17 protein-coding genes and 1 pseudogene are annotated in these 17,041 nt (G+C 71.9%); 12 read left to right on the forward strand and 6 right to left on the reverse strand.

Annotated elements, in window-relative coordinates; translation table 11 throughout:
* Window positions 1–428 precede the first annotated feature (428 nt).
* Together ABZ079_RS35825 and ABZ079_RS35830 are read left to right on the forward strand one after the other, a co-directional pair.
* Entirely contained in the window at window positions 429–1,187 is a 759-nt protein-coding gene (locus ABZ079_RS35825) for an IclR family transcriptional regulator C-terminal domain-containing protein (protein ID WP_356943625.1), read from the forward strand.
* Between the two features lie 215 nt (window positions 1,188–1,402).
* Complete coding sequence (locus tag ABZ079_RS35830; protein WP_356943639.1) at window positions 1,403–2,509, forward strand: PP2C family protein-serine/threonine phosphatase; 1,107 nt, start codon at window positions 1,403–1,405, stop codon at window positions 2,507–2,509.
* Here ABZ079_RS35830 and ABZ079_RS35835 read toward each other — a convergent pair.
* Entirely contained in the window at window positions 2,464–2,889 is a 426-nt protein-coding gene (locus ABZ079_RS35835; RefSeq protein WP_356943626.1) for an ATP-binding protein, read from the reverse strand. The genes ABZ079_RS35830 and ABZ079_RS35835 overlap by 46 nt on opposite strands.
* A gap of 185 nt (window positions 2,890–3,074) precedes the next feature.
* Between ABZ079_RS35835 and ABZ079_RS35840 the strand changes: the two genes are divergently transcribed.
* The gene (locus tag ABZ079_RS35840) at window positions 3,075–3,830 is read left to right on the forward strand and encodes an IclR family transcriptional regulator (RefSeq protein ID WP_356943627.1); all 756 of its coding nucleotides are present in this window, start codon (window positions 3,075–3,077) and stop codon (window positions 3,828–3,830) included.
* 44 nt (window positions 3,831–3,874) lie between these two features.
* Window positions 3,875–5,389 carry a glycerol kinase GlpK gene (gene glpK, locus ABZ079_RS35845; RefSeq protein WP_356943628.1) on the forward strand — a complete coding sequence of 505 codons (1,515 nt, stop codon included), beginning with the start codon at window positions 3,875–3,877 and terminating at the stop codon, window positions 5,387–5,389.
* A gap of 347 nt (window positions 5,390–5,736) precedes the next feature.
* Here glpK and ABZ079_RS35850 read toward each other — a convergent pair whose 3' ends face one another.
* Window positions 5,737–5,913 (reverse strand): hypothetical protein, encoded by a 177-nt coding sequence (locus tag ABZ079_RS35850; RefSeq protein ID WP_356943641.1) that lies wholly within the window; start codon window positions 5,911–5,913, stop codon window positions 5,737–5,739.
* Between the two features lie 286 nt (window positions 5,914–6,199).
* Here ABZ079_RS35850 and ABZ079_RS35855 point away from each other — a divergent pair, with 286 nt between their 5' ends.
* From ABZ079_RS35855 to hemC, 4 genes and pseudogenes are all read left to right on the forward strand, one after another.
* The gene (locus ABZ079_RS35855) at window positions 6,200–7,186 is read left to right on the forward strand and encodes an ATP-dependent DNA ligase (RefSeq protein WP_356943640.1); all 987 of its coding nucleotides are present in this window, start codon (window positions 6,200–6,202) and stop codon (window positions 7,184–7,186) included.
* A gap of 35 nt (window positions 7,187–7,221) precedes the next feature.
* Window positions 7,222–7,454 (forward strand): annotated as a pseudogene (locus ABZ079_RS35860) (TetR/AcrR family transcriptional regulator); the annotation flags it as partial.
* A 396-nt stretch (window positions 7,455–7,850) separates the two neighbouring features.
* Window positions 7,851–8,627 carry an NPP1 family protein gene (locus ABZ079_RS35865; protein ID WP_356943629.1) on the forward strand — a complete coding sequence of 259 codons (777 nt, stop codon included), beginning with the start codon at window positions 7,851–7,853 and terminating at the stop codon, window positions 8,625–8,627.
* 54 nt (window positions 8,628–8,681) lie between these two features.
* Window positions 8,682–9,617 carry a hydroxymethylbilane synthase gene (hemC, locus tag ABZ079_RS35870; protein ID WP_356943630.1) on the forward strand — a complete coding sequence of 312 codons (936 nt, stop codon included), beginning with the start codon at window positions 8,682–8,684 and terminating at the stop codon, window positions 9,615–9,617.
* Between the two features lie 41 nt (window positions 9,618–9,658).
* Here the strand turns inward: hemC and ABZ079_RS35875 are convergent, their stop codons facing one another.
* Window positions 9,659–10,183, reverse strand: a complete 525-nt coding sequence (locus ABZ079_RS35875; RefSeq protein WP_356943631.1) for a hypothetical protein — start codon at window positions 10,181–10,183, stop codon at window positions 9,659–9,661.
* A gap of 698 nt (window positions 10,184–10,881) precedes the next feature.
* On the opposite strand from ABZ079_RS35875, the gene ABZ079_RS35880 reads away from it, so the two are divergent.
* Entirely contained in the window at window positions 10,882–11,673 is a 792-nt protein-coding gene (locus tag ABZ079_RS35880; RefSeq protein ID WP_356943632.1) for an RNA polymerase sigma factor SigF, read from the forward strand.
* A 40-nt stretch (window positions 11,674–11,713) separates the two neighbouring features.
* Here ABZ079_RS35880 and ABZ079_RS35885 read toward each other — a convergent pair whose 3' ends face one another.
* Window positions 11,714–12,028, reverse strand: a complete 315-nt coding sequence (locus tag ABZ079_RS35885; RefSeq protein ID WP_356943633.1) for an ANTAR domain-containing protein — start codon at window positions 12,026–12,028, stop codon at window positions 11,714–11,716.
* Window positions 12,029–12,157: 129 nt separating this feature from the next.
* On the opposite strand from ABZ079_RS35885, the gene ABZ079_RS35890 reads away from it, so the two are divergent.
* A complete protein-coding gene (locus ABZ079_RS35890) occupies window positions 12,158–12,982 on the forward strand; it encodes a VOC family protein (RefSeq protein ID WP_356943634.1) in 825 nt (274 codons plus the stop codon).
* 113 nt (window positions 12,983–13,095) lie between these two features.
* On the opposite strand, the gene glgX is transcribed toward ABZ079_RS35890, so the two are convergent.
* Both glgX and ABZ079_RS35900 read right to left on the reverse strand, forming a co-directional pair.
* Complete coding sequence (glgX, locus tag ABZ079_RS35895; protein WP_356943635.1) at window positions 13,096–15,240, reverse strand: glycogen debranching protein GlgX; 2,145 nt, start codon at window positions 15,238–15,240, stop codon at window positions 13,096–13,098.
* Window positions 15,237–15,749 (reverse strand): pep a2, encoded by a 513-nt coding sequence (locus ABZ079_RS35900; RefSeq protein WP_356943636.1) that lies wholly within the window; start codon window positions 15,747–15,749, stop codon window positions 15,237–15,239. The genes glgX and ABZ079_RS35900 overlap by 4 nt, the downstream gene beginning before the upstream one ends.
* Before the next feature lie 303 nt (window positions 15,750–16,052).
* Between ABZ079_RS35900 and ABZ079_RS35905 the strand changes: the two genes are divergently transcribed.
* Both ABZ079_RS35905 and ABZ079_RS35910 read left to right on the forward strand, forming a co-directional pair.
* Entirely contained in the window at window positions 16,053–16,352 is a 300-nt protein-coding gene (locus ABZ079_RS35905) for a DUF5133 domain-containing protein (RefSeq protein WP_356943637.1), read from the forward strand.
* A 106-nt stretch (window positions 16,353–16,458) separates the two neighbouring features.
* Window positions 16,459–17,041, forward strand: a 583-nt coding sequence (locus ABZ079_RS35910; RefSeq protein ID WP_356943638.1) for a maltotransferase domain-containing protein, incomplete at its 3' end; no start/stop codon positions are given.

The following is a 17,041-nucleotide window of genomic DNA, read 5'->3' on the forward strand; positions in this document are numbered from 1 at the left end:
CCGGGGGCCCGCGGGCGGGGGGGGGCGGCGGGGCCCCCGCCGGGGGCCCCCCCCCCCCCCCCGCCCCCGGCCGTCGGCCTCCTGGCCGGCGCCGGTGAGCCGGATGCGCTGGGCGCGCCGGTCGTCCGGGTCGGGACGCGGATCCCGCCCGCCCCGACGCCCCTTCCACGACCGCTTCACCCGCCGCTCGCCCGTTCCGGAAGCGCAGCGGCGCCGGAACTTCGCCGAACCGTCGGCCGCCGACGGACGCGGCCCCACCCGCACCGACCCGGCCTTCGGCGGCCGGCAGGCCCCCGAACCTGCCTGCCGCCCTGTTCGGCCGCCTTCCCGGTGAGCACCGACGCCCGCCGGACCGCCGCACGGTCCTCGCCGGCCCGCGCGGCGATCCCGGTCTTGCCCGCGCCAGGTGTCCGGCGCAACCTGGTCCTATGGGCGCTCGGGACGGCCCCACACTCATCACATCCGTACAGCGGGCCTTCCGTCTGCTGGAGGCGGTGAGCGCGCACGAGAACGGCGCGCCGGCGAAGCAGCTGGCACGCGAGACGGGGCTGCCCCTGGCCACCGCCTACCACCTGCTGCGCACCCTGGCACACGACGGATACGTGCGGAAACTCGACGACGGCGGTTTCGTGCTGGGCGACACTCTGAACTCACTGCACGCCGCGGGCCGCGGGCAGACGCGGCTGAGCCGCGTACGCCCGGCACTGGCCGCCCTGCGCGACGACCTGTCCACCGCCACCTACCTGACGTTCTACGAGGAGGGCGAGATCAGGGTCGCCGAGATCGTCGACGGCCCCCGTACGCCACGGGTGGACCTCTGGGTGGGGTTCGAGGACGCCGGACATGCCACGGCACTGGGCAAGTCCGTGCTGCGTGAGCTGGACGAGGACGCCCGCCGGGACTACCTGTCCAGGCACCACCTCGCCGACCTCACGCCACGGACGATCACCAGTCTTCCGGAGCTGCTCCGCAGGATCGACTCGCCCCCCTTGTCACCGGCCGTAACGGACCTGGAGGAGTACGCGCTCGGCACCGTGTGCGTCGCCGTGCCCGTCTACTGCGGGGACACGCCCGGCTCACTCGGCGTCTCCCTGCCGGTGGAACGGCAGGCCCAGTTGCAGGAGATCCGGGCCCGACTGCTCCGGATCGCGAGCCGTGTGACCAGGAGCCTCTCGCTCACTATCTGAAAATCCGCTCCTTGTCGCTGCCCGCGCCCGGCCCGTTTGCTTGATGAAAGGGACATTCCGGGTGCGCACCCCCTACAGACAAGGACTGCGGACGAGACATGAGCCAGGCCCGACACCATGGCGGCGACCACGCGCCGATGCGGCTGCCCAGGAAGCGTGTGGCCGACGCCTGGGAATCGACCCGCCGACGTGCCAGCGGGCAGCTGGCCGCAGGAATGCCGGTGCTGCCGGTTCTGGTCATCACCGTCGTGGTGGTCGCCGACGCCGCCGGAGGGGCGGGGATGATCTGGCTGCCGCTGCTGGCGGCCGGGCCCGCGCTGGCAGCCGCCACCAACGGGACGCGCGGTGTGCTCTGTGTCGGTCTCCTCGCCATGGCGATGGGCGCGGCAGTGGGCATCGGGCACGGGGTTCCCGCACGCGAGCTGGTGGCCGTGCTGTCCGCCCTGCCGGCCGTCACCGCGGCGAGCGGACTGGCCAGCGCGCTGCGTGGCCGTCGTGAACAGGTCCTCGACGCCGTCCGCTCGGTCGCCGAGGCCGCCCAGCACGCGCTGCTCCAGCCCGTCCCGGAGATGGTCGGACCGTTCCAGGTTGCCGTCCGCTACAGCGCCGCGGCGGCGGAGGCCCGGATCGGTGGGGACCTCTACGCCCTGGTGCCGACCCCACACGGGATCCGGCTGATCGTCGGCGACGTGCGGGGCAAGGGGCTGCCCGCCGTGGGGACCGCCGCACTCGTGCTCGGGGTGTTCCGCGAGGCCGCCTACGACGAGCCCGACCTGCTTGCCGTCGTCGGCAGGATCGAGCGGAGCCTGGCGCGCAACCTCGGCACCGACGACTTCGTCACCGCCGTGGTCGCCGGACACCCCCCCTCGGGACACCTGGAGGTCGTCAACTGCGGACACGCGCCTCCGCTGCTGATATCCGCGACCGGAAGCGTCGGCACGGTGGAGCCCACCCATCCCGCTCCACCCCTGGGGCTGCGCGCCCTCTCGGGTCAGTCCCCCCACCTTCAGCGGCTGCCGTTCGCGGTGGGAGACCAGTTGCTGCTCTACACCGACGGGGTCACCGAGGCCCGCGATCACGAGCGCGAGTTCTATCCGTTGGCCAAAGGTGTGGCCCGCCATGTGTCCGACGAGCCGGCACGCACGCTCACCGCTCTCCATGACGAACTGCTGGCCCATGTGGGCGGCCGGCTGCACGACGACGCTGCACTGCTCCTGCTCCGGAAGAAGACCGCGGGCGAGCCGGTCCCCGTGGTGCCCCGGTCGGGGGCCGCGCTTCAGACCGCGACCAGCTCCGCCCACCGGGTGACCCCGCCGGCGTGAAGGCGTATGCCGTGACGGGTCGCCAGGGCGTGGACGATCGCCTCGCCCCTGCCGTGCTCGTCCGGGTCGATCCCCACGAGGGACTGAGCCACGGAAAGCGCGGGTCCCGCGTCGGTGACCTCGACGCGCAGGGTGCGGCCGCCGTCATCTCGCGCCCACGACAACCGGAGCACGGCCGGAGGCCGGGCATGAACGATCGCGTTGGTGGCAAGCTCCGACACCACGAGCAGCGCGTCCTCGACGATCTCCGGGCACACTCTCCAGTCGGCGAGGACCGCCGCCGCCCGTCGGCGTACGGCCGAGACGCCGCCTGCGACGGGCGGTACCGGACACACGTGTTCGCATGCCGCCCTAAGCAGCGTGCTGAGCTGTGCCGCCATGTTCTCTCCCGATGGTCTGTGCTGCCGGTCTGCGCCGTGTCCCAGTGCGTTCCGGGCTCCAAAGCACGTTATGGAGACAAATCGGGCCGGTCAATGAACGCCGGTCGGCATTACCGAACGGCGGCCTCCCGACCGTCCCCCCCGACCGCACGGCGAAGCGCCCGTGGCGGTAATAGGCTCGCTTCATGACCGGCCCAGTCCAGTCGATCGAACGGGCGGCGGCGATTCTGCGCCTGCTCGCCGGTGGGCCCCGCCGGCTCGGACTCGGCGAGGTGGCGGCCTCGCTCGGGCTGGCGAAGGGCACCGCCCACGGCATTCTGCGCACGCTCCAGCACGTGGACTTCGTGGAGCAGGACGCGGCGACCGGGAAATACCAGCTCGGAGCCGCCCTGCTGCACCTCGGCACCAGCTACCTGGACGTCAACGAGCTGCGCTCGCGCTCGCTCAACTGGGCCGACGCCCTGGCCGCCCGCAGCGGGGAGGCGGTGCGCCTGGGGACCCCTCTCGAGGGCAACGTCCTCATCGTCCACCACGTGTTCCGGCCGGACGACACCTTCCAGACGCTGGACGTGGGCTCGCTGCTGCCCCTGCACGCCTCTTCCCTCGGCAAGGTGCTGCTGGCCTTCGGGACCGCGACCGTCGAGCCGGCGCTTGACGCGTACACCCCGCACACCCTGGTCGATTCCGAGCAGCTCGGCCGGGCGCTGGTCCAGGTCAGGGAAGTCGGATGGGCCTCCGAGATCCAGGAGATGAGCATGGGCGAGGCGGGGATCGCCGCGCCGATCCGAGGGCACGGCGGCCTCGTCGTCGGCGCCGTTGGGATGTCCGGGCCGGTCGAGCGGATCTGCGACAGCCGGGGCCACCCCCGCCCCGGTCTGATCACCCTGCTCCGTGACGCCGCACGGGCGATCTCCAGAGACCTGGGAGCCGCCCGCTGGTAGGCCAGGACAGCCGCCCCTCGATCCGTCGGAAGGCAGACCCGATCATGGCTGAACGGTACGTATTGTCCATCGATCAGGGCACCAACTCGACCCGATGCATACTGTTCGACCACCGTGGGCGGCTGGTCTCGGTCGCACAGAAGGAGCACCACCAGCACTTTCCCAGGCCCGGATGGGTCGAGCACGACGCGGTCGAGATCTGGCAGAACCTGCGGCGCGTCGTGCCGGAGGCCCTGTCCGACGCCGGTGTCGACAAGGGGCAGATCGCCGCCATCGGCCTGGCCAACCAGCGCGAGACGACGGTGCTCTGGGACCGGCGGACCGGCGCCCCACTGGGCCGGGCGATCGTCTGGCAGGACACCCGCACAGCGCCGCTCGTCGAAGACCTCGGACAGCGCCCCGGAGAGGCGTTCTTCCTGGAGCGGTGCGCTCTGGCGCCCTCCACCTACTTCTCGGCGCTGCGGATCCGGTGGCTGTTCGACCACGTCAAGGGCATCGAGCAGCGCGCCAAGGACGGCGAGGTGCTGTTCGGAACGATGGAGAGCTGGCTGGTCTGGAATCTCACCGGTGGCGCCGACAGCGGCCTGCACATCACCGACGCGACCAACGCCAGCCGCACGATGCTGATGAACATCCGCTCGCTCACCTGGGACGACGAGCTGCTCGCCTTCTTCGGGGTGCCCCGCTCGATGCTGCCCGAGATCAGGTCTTCCGCCGAGACGTACGGCGAGGCCCGCTCGCTGCTGCCGGGCGTCTGCATCACGGCCGCCCTCGGCGACCAGCAGGCCGCCCTCTTCGGCCAGACCTGCTTCTCCCCCGGCGAGGCCAAGTGCACCTACGGAACGGGCAGCTTCCTGCTGCTCAACACCGGTAGTGACGTCGTGCGGTCCCGGCACGGACTCCTCACGACCGTCGCGTACAAGATCGGGAACCAGCAGCCGGTCTACGCCCTGGAAGGGTCGATAGCGATCACCGGCGCACTCGTCCAGTGGTTCCGTGACCGGCTGGGCATGATCAGCAGCGCCCCGGAGATCGAGACCCTCGCGCGGACGGTCGAGGACAACGGCGGCTGCTACATCGTCCCCGCCTTCTCCGGTCTGTTCGCGCCCCGATGGCGCAGCGACGCACGCGGGGTCATCGTCGGCCTCACCTCGTACATCACCAAGGGGCACCTGGCGCGTGCCGTCCTGGAGGCCACCGGATGGCAGACACGCGAGGTCGTCGACGCCATGAACGCCGATTCCTCGGTCGCCCTCCAGCAGCTCAAGGTGGACGGGGGCATGACCGCGGACAACCTGCTCATGCAGTTCGTGGCGGACGTGCTCGACGTGCCCGTGGTGCGGCCCATGGTCGCCGAGACGGTTTCCCTCGGCGCCGCGTACGCGGCCGGGCTCGCCGCCGGCTACTGGTCCGACCTGGAAGTGCTGCGCCGCAACTGGCACCGGGCCGCCCAATGGCTGCCCGACATGGATCCCGAACTGCGGGAGTCGGAGTACGACAACTGGCAGCGGGCCGTCGAACGATCCCTCGGGTGGGTCAGACCGCCACGATCCTCCTGACCAGGACCGCCGTGACCCTGCCGTTCATCCCGCCGATGCGCGCCACCCCGGGCCGGCTGCCGTCCTGATCTCCGGCGGGCCCACGAGGTGTGTCGCCTGCCACCGTCCTTCGACGCGCAAGCGCCCACCGCGCGGGGCCGGCCGTGCCGGCCAGGCATCGGCACCTCGGTGGCCCGCGCGGTCGCGGGCGTGATGCTGGCGCAGATGACGGTCGGCCTCGGCGGTCACGCGCTGCCGTCGGAGAACGGCTGCGGAGAAACGCCGGGTCGCGGCCGCCGCGGCCGAGCTGCTCGGGGACCAGCGACGCCGGCTGGTGGACGCGGAGACGGTGTTCGTGGACGAGGGCTTCACCCCGCCGTCGTGGCGATCGGCGCGGGCGCGGCCCTGCTCGCCTTCTTCCTCGCCTCCCTCCTGCCCCGCCACCGCCCGGCCGGCCCGGCACCGTCGCCGACGGCCCCGGAGCCGTCGCGGAGAGGGTCGGCCACGTACGGCCACAGGGCGGGGAGCGTGAGGCGGCCCGCCACGCCTCTCCCCCGCGGCACGCGGAGCGAGCCGTACGCGGCCCGCTCCGCCGCCGTACGACCGTCCCGGCCGGATGAGACCGGTGGCTCGGGCGGCTCAGCGGGCCGGTGGTGTGCAGCGGACGCCGTCGGGGACCGGCCGGGCTCGTGTACGCGCAGCACACCTGGCCCCGGCCAGTGATGCGGGCCGCCCGTCGCGGGTCTCCTGCGGCGGGCCCGTTCAGGGGAACCGGTGCCCGAAGGCGCGTGAGGGCGCGGGGAGCGGTCGAGACCTTCAGCCGTGACCGCCGTGACCCTGCCGCTCGTTCCGCCGATGCTCGCCACCCCCGGCCGGCTGCCGCCCGCCGCCCAGGACGAACGGTGGGCGTACGAGACCAAGCAGGACGGCCAGCGGGTGATGGTGTACCTGCCGGGCGACGGCAACGTGCTGTTGCGCGCCCGCTCGGGCGAGGACATCACCGCGGCCTACCCGGAGCTCCGGCCGCTCGGTGGCGCCCTGGGCACCACGCCCGCCGTCCTGGACGGCGAGGTGCTGGCCCTGGACGAGCGGGGCCGGGCCGACTTCCAGCTGCTGCAGAGCCGGATGGGCCTCGCGCACGCGCCCGCGCGGGCGGCGCGCCGGGCCGCCCGGGTACCGGTGCACCTGGTGCTGTTCGACGTGCCGTTCCTGGGCGAATCCCTGATGCGGCAGCCCTACGTACGGCGGCGGGGGCGGCTGGAGGAGCTGGGCCTGGCCGGGCCGCACTGGTCGACGCCGGGCGCCATGACCGGGCACGGTGCCGAGGCGCTCGCGGCGACCAGGGAGCACGGCCTGGAGGGCCTGGTGTGCAAACGGCTGGACTCGGTGTACGAGCCAGGAGTGCGCTCGCGCGCCTGGATCAAGATCCGGAACATGCGGGCCGAGGACGTGATCATCGGCGGCTGGCTGCCCGGCAAGGGGCGGCTGACCGGGCTGCCGGGCGCGGTACTGGTCGGTCAGCGGGCGGGGGGCCGGCTGCGGTACGTCGGCGGGGTGGGCACCGGCTGGAGCGAGGCGGAACGGACGGAGCTGGCGGAGCTGCTGCGGGCCGCCGTGAGCAGCCGGTGCCCCTTCGATCCGGTGCCGCGGATCCCGGACGCGCGCTGGGTGCTGCCCCGGCTGGTGGGCGAGGTGAGCTACAGCACCCGCACCCGGGCCGGGATGCTGCGCCAGCCGTCCTGGCTGCGGCTGCGCCCGGACCTCACACCCGAGGAGTCGGCCGCGGACCTGCCGGAGGGCTCGGGCAGCGGCGGATGAGGCCGCTGTGGATGCCGAGGCCACCGTTCCCGCCGGAACTTCGCCTTGAGGCCACCCGCCACCCCGAACCACGCAAGGTCCTCACTGAGCGAGTCCGAGCCGACGTCGACGCCCACGTCGCCTCTCACGAGGCTTCCGGCCTCCCCGGCGACGCCACGGCCGTCAAGCCACTCATGCTGACGCCGAGCTGGCTGATCGTCGAGCAGCTCACCCTGCCGGAGTCTTCACGGAGAAAGAGCGCGAGCAACCGGTGACGGCCGCAGTCGAGCACACCGTGGCGGCGGAGTGGATGACTTGCCCCAGAGGTGACGCCAGCCGACTGCAGTGGATGGGGGCCGGACCGGCCTCGGCGCGTGCCGCCCTCGGTCCGTCCGTGGTCCGTCCGTTGATCTGGAAGAACGGCCTAGCCCCGCGTTCTCGTGACGGCCCGTCGGATCCCCCGGCGGACCTCGCCGGACGGCTGCGGTCACCGGCAGGTCATCGCTGACGGACATGCCCGACAGCCCTGGCCGACGGCACGCCTTCGCCGGCCAACTCGCCCAACGACCGCGCCGGGCCAATGCAGTTCGACCGTACTTCATTCCTGTGACGCCTGTGACCTTGGCAGCGCGGCGCCCGGCCGGGATGCTGAACTCCACTACGGCTCATCGCTGTTGGAGGTTCCGTGTCCTCACTCGCCGCACGTGTCCGACGCGGCAGATGGTTCGCCGCACCGGCCGGTGCCGCCGCCCTCGTCATCGCCTTCCCCACCGCCGCCTTCGCCGCCCCGCCCCTCGCCCTGCCGCAGAACGCCGAGCCCGCCGAACTGACGTACCAACCGGCCTTCGACTACGACACGGACGGCTGCTACCCGACGCCCGCCATCGGCCCCGACGGCACCGTCAACGGGGGCCTGAAGCCGACGGGCGCCCTCAACGGCAGCTGCCACGACGCCTCGGACCTGGGCAACACCAACAGCTACTCGCGCGCCAAGTGCAACAACGGCTGGTGCGCCTACCTGTACGGCCTGTACTTCGAGAAGGACCAGGCAGTGGCGGGCAGCGGCATCGGCGGACACCGGCACGACTGGGAGCACGTGGCGGTGTGGGTGCAGGACGGGCATGTCCGGTACGTGTCGACGTCCAACCACGGCTCGTTCACCGTGCGCCCGGTCTCCGAGGTCCGTTTCGAGGGAACGCACGCGAAAGTCGTTTATCACAAGGACGGCATCAGCACGCACTGCTTCCGGCGGGCCGACTCGGGCGACGAACCCCCGGAGAACCACAAGCACGCCTGGCAGTACCCGCCCCTCGTCGGCTGGAACGGTTATCCGGCGGGCGTGCGGGAGAAGTTGAGCCTCTATGACTTCGGCAGCGCCCACTTCGGCTTGAAGGACGAGAGCTTCGCCTCCCACCTCGCCTCGGCGAAGCCGTCCGGGATCGCGTTCGACCCCAACGCCTGAGCACGTTGTGACAGGTCGTGGGGCGATGGGGTTCCAGGGTCTATCGTGTCCCCCATGTCTGTGCCGGAACTGATCCGTATCGTCTCCCGCGACTCGCCCATGGCCCTGGCCCAAGTCGAACGGGTACGGGCCGAGTTGGCCGAACTGCACCCGGGGGTGCGCACCGAGGTCGTCCCGGTGAAGACGACCGGTGACAAGTGGATGGGCGATCTGTCCAAGGTCGAGGGCAAGGGGGCGTTCACCAAGGAGGTGGACGCCGCGCTGCTGGCCGGGGAAGCGGATCTCGCGGTGCACTGCGTGAAGGACGTGCCCGCCGACCGGCCGCTGCCCGCCGGGACGGTGTTCGCCGCGTTCCTGAAGCGGGACGACATCCGCGACGCCCTGGTGCACCCGGGTGGACTCACCCTGGACGCGCTGCCGGCCGGCACCCGGATCGGCACCTCCTCGGTGCGCCGGGTCGCCCAGCTGGCCGCCACGCACCCGCATCTGGAGTGCGTGCCGTTCCGCGGCAACGCCAACCGCCGGCTGGAGAAACTGGCCGCCGGGGAGGTGGACGCGCTGCTGCTGGCGGTGTCCGGCCTGGAGCGCATCGGCCGCACGGGCGTGATCAGCGAGGTGCTGTCCCCCGAGACGATGATGCCGCCGATCGGCGCGGGCATCCTCGCCCTGCAGTGCCGGGAGGACGACACGCGTGTGATCGACGCGGTCAGCGGGCTCGGTGACCCGGCCACTCACCGCGAGGCCGCCGCCGAGCGGATGTTCCTGCATGTGCTGCAAGGCCACTGCAACAGCCCGATCGCCGGCTACGCGCGGGTGGACCGCAGCGGGGAACTCTCCCTGCGGGCCTGCGTGTTCACCCCGGACGGCAAGACCCGGCTGAACGCCCACGAGTGGGCGGGCCGGCTTGACCCGGCCACGCTCGGCACCTCGGTGGCGGTGGCGCTGCTGCGGCAGGGTGCGCGGGAGATCATCGACGGCATCCCGCACTGACGGGAACCCGCGGCGACGGTACGGCGGCGCCGCCGCTCGCGTCAGGGGGTGCCGGGCTCCGCCTGGTCCTTCAGGAAGGCGCTGACCTGGTGGGCCAGGCTGCCCTGGCCGGTGCCCGCGGAGGCGGCCGCGGCCGTCGCCTCCGGGTCCCCGATGCCGCCCGCCCAGAGCCGGCGGTCGGTCCACTCCTCCTCCACCCGCAGCTGCACCTGCACGTCCACATGGGTCAGGGCGGCCTCGGGTGCGGCGGCGTAGAGGACCGCGGTGGCCCGGCGCAGCGGGTAGACGTCGAAGCCCTCGATGAACTGGGAGTTGCGCCAGTCGATGAAGGCGCCCTCGCCGTCGGGGCCCACCCGGACGTCGATCTGGCCGTCCTCCAGGTGGATGCCGTAGTGCCGCGCGCCGCGGTTCTCGACGGTGACCCGGACACTGAAGTACGTCAGCCCGACGGCGGCGTCGTCACGTCCGCGCGGCGGCTCGGCCGCCTCCAGGCGGTGGACGCGGACCCGCAGACCGGCATGCTCGTCGTACTCGTGCCAGTCCCCGACCACGTTCGGCTCGTACACAGTGCCCCTCTCGACCTTCGGGAGCTGCTGTCTATCTGTGCGCCGAGCGGACTGTCAAATGAGCAGAATGCGCTGTGGCCAGGGGATTCACCCGCTTTGATCGGTGATCAAGCGCTGCCCAGGAAGAATCGGTTCCCGGCGGCCCGCACGGGGGAACGCGCGCGTGCCGCACATCACGTCCATGGCAAGATCAGCGGGCGCGCCAGCCGGGCGGCGACGAGGCCGCGGTGACGCCGGAGGCGGCGGCCACCGCCGGCGCCCCGAAAGCGACCGCGGGATACGCGGGCGGACCGAGCAGGAGGCCGCGCAGGGCGTCGACTTGACCACTCGGCGACCTCACCCTGGCGAGGGCTTGCAGTCGGCCGCGAGCCGCCGGCGGGTATCGCCCGATCCGGGGGGCCGGCCCGGAGAATCGGCGGCAACCGGCCGGCGCGCGGCACCGGCGGACCGACGGCGGATCGGTGCCGTCTCCGGGGGAGGCGACGGGGCGTGCCATGCGGCGTACACGACCCGATCGTGTCCCTTGTGTACCTATTTGTTTTGATATGCCCCCAGGCGGGAATGGACACCTCAGTGCTTCGGACAGGAGGCACGTCCGCGGGAGCCGGCCTCGCCGGGCGCCCCGGTGTCCTTTCCACGGTCCGAGCGCACCTCCCGCGGTGTCTGTCACCCAGCACCTGCTGAGAGAGGTGCGCACGATGCGTGTCACCGGCAGCACGAGGCCCCACCCCCACGATGACGCCCCCCACACGGTGGAGTCCTTCGAGCGGCTCGCGAAGCTGCCTGACGGCCCCGAGCGCCACGCGCTCAGGGACGAGCTGGTCCAGCTGTGGCTGCCCATGGCCGAGCGGATCGCCGTGCGATTCCGCGGCCGCGGGGAGGCGCTGGAGGACCTGTACCAGGTGGCCGCACTCGGCCTGGTCAAGGCCGTGGACCACTACGACCCGGAGCGCGGCCGCGCTTTCGAGGCGTACGCCGTGCCCACGATCACCGGCGAGATCAAGCGCCACTTCCGTGACCACATGTGGACCCTGCACGTGCCCCGCCGAGTGCAGGATCTGCGCAACCGGGTCCGCTCCGCCACGAAGGAGCTGGCGCACACCACGTCGGGCCCGGCCCCCACCGTCGCCGAGATCGCCGCGTACACACGACTCAGCGAGGAGGAGGTCCGCACCGGCATGGAGGCGCTGGAGTGCTTCTCCGCGCTGTCACTGGACGCCGAGGTCGCCGGTACGGACGGCTACGCCCTCGGCGACTCCCTCGGCGCGTCCGATCCGGGGTTCGACCTGGTGGTGGACCGGGCCGCGGTCAAGCCGTTTCTGGAGGCGCTGCCCGAGCGCGAGCGCGTCATCCTCTACCTGCGGTTCTTCCGCGGCATGACGCAGAGCCGGATCGCCGAGCAGCTCGGCATCTCGCAGATGCACGTCTCTCGGCTCCTCAGCGGCTGCTTCGACCGGCTGCGCGAGGAACTGCTCGCGGAGGTCCGCTGAGCATCGTTCTCTCCACCGCCGCGAAGCCGCCCGCGGGGCCTCAGTCCTCCGCGGCGCCGGGCACCTGCGTGGGGCCGTACCGGTCCAGGGCGTCTTCCAGCGCGGCGCGGATCTCGGGCGGGATGTCGCCCCGGCGCCCCCAGATGAGGATCAGTTCCGCGATGTGGCGCAGCTTGATGTTGGTGTGCTGGGAAACGTCCTTCAGCACCTCCCACCCCTGGTCGGGGGCCACCCGGCCGAGGGCCACCATCATCCCGATCGCCTGGTCGACGACCGCGTGGGAGACCATGGCCTCCTTCAACTGGATGATCTGTGTCTGCAACTCGGCGATCCGGTCCGGTTCGCTCTCTGCCATTCCTCCATCCTGCGCGAGCGGCCTGGGCCCCTGCCACCCGGGGTACTCGACAGGCACCCGACCCCCTTCCGGTTGGACACTGGTGCCAGACCGGTGGCCGCCGGGCCCCGAGAGCAGGACGCGACTGCCATGAACCAAGACAAGCCTGTCAGCGGTGGACCGAACCCCGACGGACCGAGACGGAGAGAGGTCGTCTCCACGCACTCGGTCTTCGGTGCGCCGTGCTGGGTGAGCCTGACCAGCCGCGATCTGGAGGCCACGCAGGACTTCTACGCTGCCGTCCTCGGCTGGCGCTGGCGCGGCGCCAAACTCGGCGAGCACTTCCGCATCGCCCTGGCGGACGGGGTGCCGGTGGCCGGGATCGCCGCCGTCGCCGCCATGTGGCAGATGGCGGTCGCCTGGACGCCGTACTTCGCCGTCCCGGACGCCGACGTGGCCGTGGCACGGGCCCGGGAGCGCGGCGGTACGGCAGCCGTCGGGCCGCTGTCCTTCCCGCCCGGCCGGGCCGCGTTGCTCGCCGACCGGGACGGGGCGACCTTCGGCATCTGGCAGGGCGAGCTGGTCTCCAACTGGGAGGCGTGGCGGCGGGCCGCGCCGACGTTCATCCGGCTGCACACCCGCAACGCCTTCGACTCGGCGATCTTCTACGGCGAGATCCTCGACTGGGCCTCCGGGCAGCCGGGCTGCTGCGAGGTCGAGTACGAAGGCGGCGAGGTGGTGCTGCGCAGCCAGGGTGACATCGTGGCGCGGATCGACTCGGGCGCGGTGGAGGCCGCCCCGGACCCCTCCGTGCGCCCGCACTGGCAGATCCACTTCGCCGTGGCCGACGTGCCGGGCTGTGCCCGGGCGGCCGAGAAGCACGGCGGCAGCGTCCTGAGCGAGGACGAGCACGAGGCGGTACTGCGCGACGCCGACGGGGCGCAGTTCACGGTGACGTCACGCAGCAGCCGCTGAGCCTGCCTGAACGGCACGGGGCGGCGGCCCGCGCCCGTGGGCGTTGCGGCGCCGTCGACTGCGCGGCACCCCCGGCCCAGCGAGACAGAGGGCACCGGTCGCGCCCCTTTCGGCTAGCTCGCCGCCTCAGACGGCCGCGACAGCAGGACCAGGCTCCGTGCCTCCACGCGGAGCCTCGTTCCGGCCTTGCGTTCGCGTTCGTCGGGGAAGCCGTCCGGCTCCGCGGTGTCGATCAGGGTGGTCCAGCGTTCACCGAACGAGTCGTCGGGCAGCCGGAAGCCGACCGGCTCCCAGTAGCCGTTGACGAGCAGCAGGAAGGAGTCGTCGATCATGCGGCGGCCGTAGGAGTCGCGCTCGGCGATGGCGTCACCGTTGAGGAACACCCCGACCGCGTGCGCGTCATCGCGCTGCCAGTCCCGGTCGGTCATCTCGCGGGCGTCGGGTCGCATCCACATCAGGTCGGGCAGCGGCTGCACGGCGTTGGTCACGGTCTCACCGCGGAAGAAGCGCCGACGGCGCAGCACCGGATGCCCGGCCCGCAGGGCGATCACATGCCGGGTGAAGTCGGCGAGGCTCCGCTGCTCGTCGGTCAGCTCCCAGTCGACCCAGGAGATCTCGTTGTCCTGGCAGTAGGCGTTGTTGTTGCCACGCTGGGTGCGGCCGAGTTCGTCGCCGTGGCAGAGCATCGGGATGCCCTGCGAGAGCAGCAGCGTGGCCAGCAGGTTGCGCTGCTGGCGGGACCGCAGTCCGAGGACGGCCGGGTCGTCGGTGTCGCCCTCAACGCCACAGTTCCAGGACCGGTTGTGGCTCTCACCGTCCCGGTTGTCCTCGCCGTTGGCCTCGTTGCGCTTGTCGTTGTACGACACCAGGTCGCGCAGCGTGAAACCGTCGTGCGCGGTGACGAAGTTGACGCTCGCGCGCGGTCGGCGGCGGCTGTGCTGGTAGATGTCGGAGGAGCCGGTCAGCCGGGAGGCGAACTCGCCGAGCGAGCCCGGCTCGGCCCGCCAGAAGTCCCGTACGGCGTCCCGGTACTTGCCGTTCCACTCCGACCACAGCGGCGGGAAGTTGCCCACCTGGTAGCCGCCCTCCCCCACGTCCCAGGGCTCGGCGATCAGCTTGACGCGGCTGATGACCGGGTCCTGCTGGATCAGGTCGAAGAACGCCGAGAGCCGGTCCACCTCGTGGAACTGCCGGGCCAGCGTGGCCGCGAGGTCGAAGCGGAAGCCGTCGACGTGCATCTCGGTGACCCAGTAGCGCAGTGAGTCCATGATGAGCTGGAGCACGTAGGGGTGCCGCATCAGCAGGCTGTTGCCGGTGCCGGTGGTGTCGTAGTAGTGCCCCCAGTCGCCGTCGACCAGGCGGTAGTAGGAGGCGTTGTCGATCCCGCGGAACGACAGGGTGGGGCCCATCTCGTTGCCCTCGGCGGTGTGGTTGTAGACCACGTCGAGGATCACTTCCAGACCGGCCGCGTGCAGCGCCTTCACCATGGCCTTGAACTCGTTGACCTGCTGGCCCCGGCTGCCGAAGGCGGCGTAGTCGTTGTGCGGGGCGAAGAAGCCGATGGTGTTGTAACCCCAGTAGTTGGACAGGCCGCGGTCCTGGAGCACACCGTCGTGGACGAACTGGTGGACCGGCATCAGCTCCACCGCGGTGACGCCGAGCGAGGCCAGGTGCTCGGTCACCGAGGGGTGCGCGAGGCCGGCGTAGGTACCGCGCAGCTTCTCGGGGACGTCCGGGTGGGTGCGGGTCAGGCCGCGCACATGGGCCTCGTAGATCACCGAGTCCGCGTACGGCGTCCGCGGCGGGCGGTCGTCGCCCCAGTCGAAGTACGGGTCGGTGACCACACCCAGCATGGAATGGCCGGCGCTGTCGGCCGGGGCCGGGCCGTCCGGGGCGCGTTCGTACAGGGATGCGTGGTTGTCGATCTGGCCGTCCACGGCGCGGGCGTACGGGTCGAGCAGCAGCTTGGCCGGGTTGCACCGGTGGCCGAGCGAGGGTTGCCAGGGGCCGTGCACCCGGTAGCCGTAGCGCTGGCCGGGGCCGACGCCGGGCAGGTAGCCGTGCCAGACGAATCCGTCGACCTCGTGCAGCGGAACGGGCGTCTCGGTGCCGGCGTCATCGACCAGGATCAGCTCGACACGCTCGGCGACCTCGCTGAACAGGGCGAAGTTGGTGCCCTGTCCGTCGAACGCGGCACCCAACGGGTAGGGGTGCCCGCTCCACACGGGCACCCCTTCGCGGGTCTTGCGGGGGGTCACCGGCTGCCCTCCAGGGCATCGTCGCCGGCGGTCGCCGGCGCGGCGAGCACGGCCACGCGCTCGGTGCGCGGCACCCGCAGGCCCGTCCGCAGGGTGGGCGCGGGGGCGAGGGGCACCAGCGGGACGCGCTGGCCGGCGCGGGCGCGCTGCGAGAACCAGATGATCTTGCTGCCGGTGTCCGAGGCGCAGCAGCCCCAGCCGTCGCTCATCGCGGCGATGTGGGCCAGGCAGGCCCGCAGGTCCTCGTCGGGACGCAGATCGGGATCGTCGCCACCGAAGGCGGTGATGAGATGCTGGCCGTTCCACCACATCTCGATCGAGGTGCGCTTGTCGCTGGCGTGCTCGTCGATCGCCCGCAGCAGCAGTTCCGCGCCGCGGCAGACGGGATCCACGAGGTTCTCGAGGTACCAGTAGCGGAGGTGGGCGGCCAGGATGCGGCTGACCTGTCCCACCCGTTCCGGGCTGACTTCCACGTCGAGGTGGTAGTAGCAGGGCACTGCGGTCTTCATCGTCGCTTGCTCCTCACCGGCGAAGCTCTCGCTACCCTCGCCCCTTCCGGGAGGGATCCCGGACACATAGCGTGAGCGCTGATCGCTTCTGAGTCACCTCCACGGTGACGGCACTACGCCATTCGTGCAACAGGAGCACCGACACCACCACTGGTTGAAGCTCCAACAAGACGCTGCGTCGTCGTGCGTGCACCATGAGTGAAAGCCTCGATCGCCGTAACGGTGCCGTGCCCTCCCCGTGCACGGACACCACCCGACCGTCGGGAACGCGCCCAGTCGAGAGCGTGGAGGGTGAAGAGGGCGATGCTGCTACCCGCCAAGGCCGAAGTGGCCCGGCAGTTGCGGCGTTACCGGGCGTGGGAGCGCGCGATGCTCGCCTCGCCCCACGACCGCACGGTCCGGGCCACCTTCGAGGACTCGGGGTACACGCTGTGCGTTCTGATGGGCAAACGCTGCGCCCGCGAGGCCGCGGACGCCGCCGAGCGCTATCTGCGCACCAACCTGGTCACCTACCTGCGTGAGCAGGACGGACGGCCGCAGCCGCGCCGGGCGGTCAGAAGAACGCCGCCACCGGAGCGGCGTTCCACGGCGCCAAGCCCCTGACCTGGCACCGTACAAGGCGTTCCCCTCGGGACCGACGCGGTCGGCCCGTCTCGGATCGCGAAGCCGGGCCCGGTGCGCGGCTTCGCGCACGGCGGAGGTGAGATACATGCGCAGGACTCCGGCCATCGGCCGTGTACCGGTACGTGACGTCCGGCCGGCCGTGGAGTGCGGCAGGCGCCCGGCGAAGGCGGTGATCGGCGAGACCTTCGAGGTCACGGCCACCGTGTTCCGCGAAGGGCACGATGCCGTGGGCGCCAACGTGGTCCTGCGCGATCCCAACGGCCGGCGTGGCCCCTGGACACCGATGCGGGAGCTGTCCCCCGGCAGCGACCGCTGGGGAGCGGAGATCACCCCGGACGTGACGGGCCGCTGGACGTTCCGTGTGGAGGCCTGGAGCCATCCGCTGGCGACCTGGCGGCACATCGCGTCCGTCAAGGTGCCGGCCGGGATCGACACCGGCCTGGTCCTGGAGGAGGGCGCCGAGCTGTACGAGCGTGCGGCCGCCGGAGTACCCAAGGGCCCGGAGCGGAACCTGGTGTTGGCCGCGGCACACGCCCTCGGCGACGACTCCCTGTCGGTGCACGACCGTCTCAGGGCGGCGCTGGCCCCGGAGGTGGAAGCGGTCCTCGCCCGGTATCCGCTGCGGGAGCTGGTGACGGCGTCCGATCCGATGCCGCTGCTGGTCGAGC

The organism is Streptomyces sp. NPDC006314 (assembly GCF_040613075.1).
In the GTDB taxonomy this organism is placed as follows: domain Bacteria; phylum Actinomycetota; class Actinomycetes; order Streptomycetales; family Streptomycetaceae; genus Streptomyces.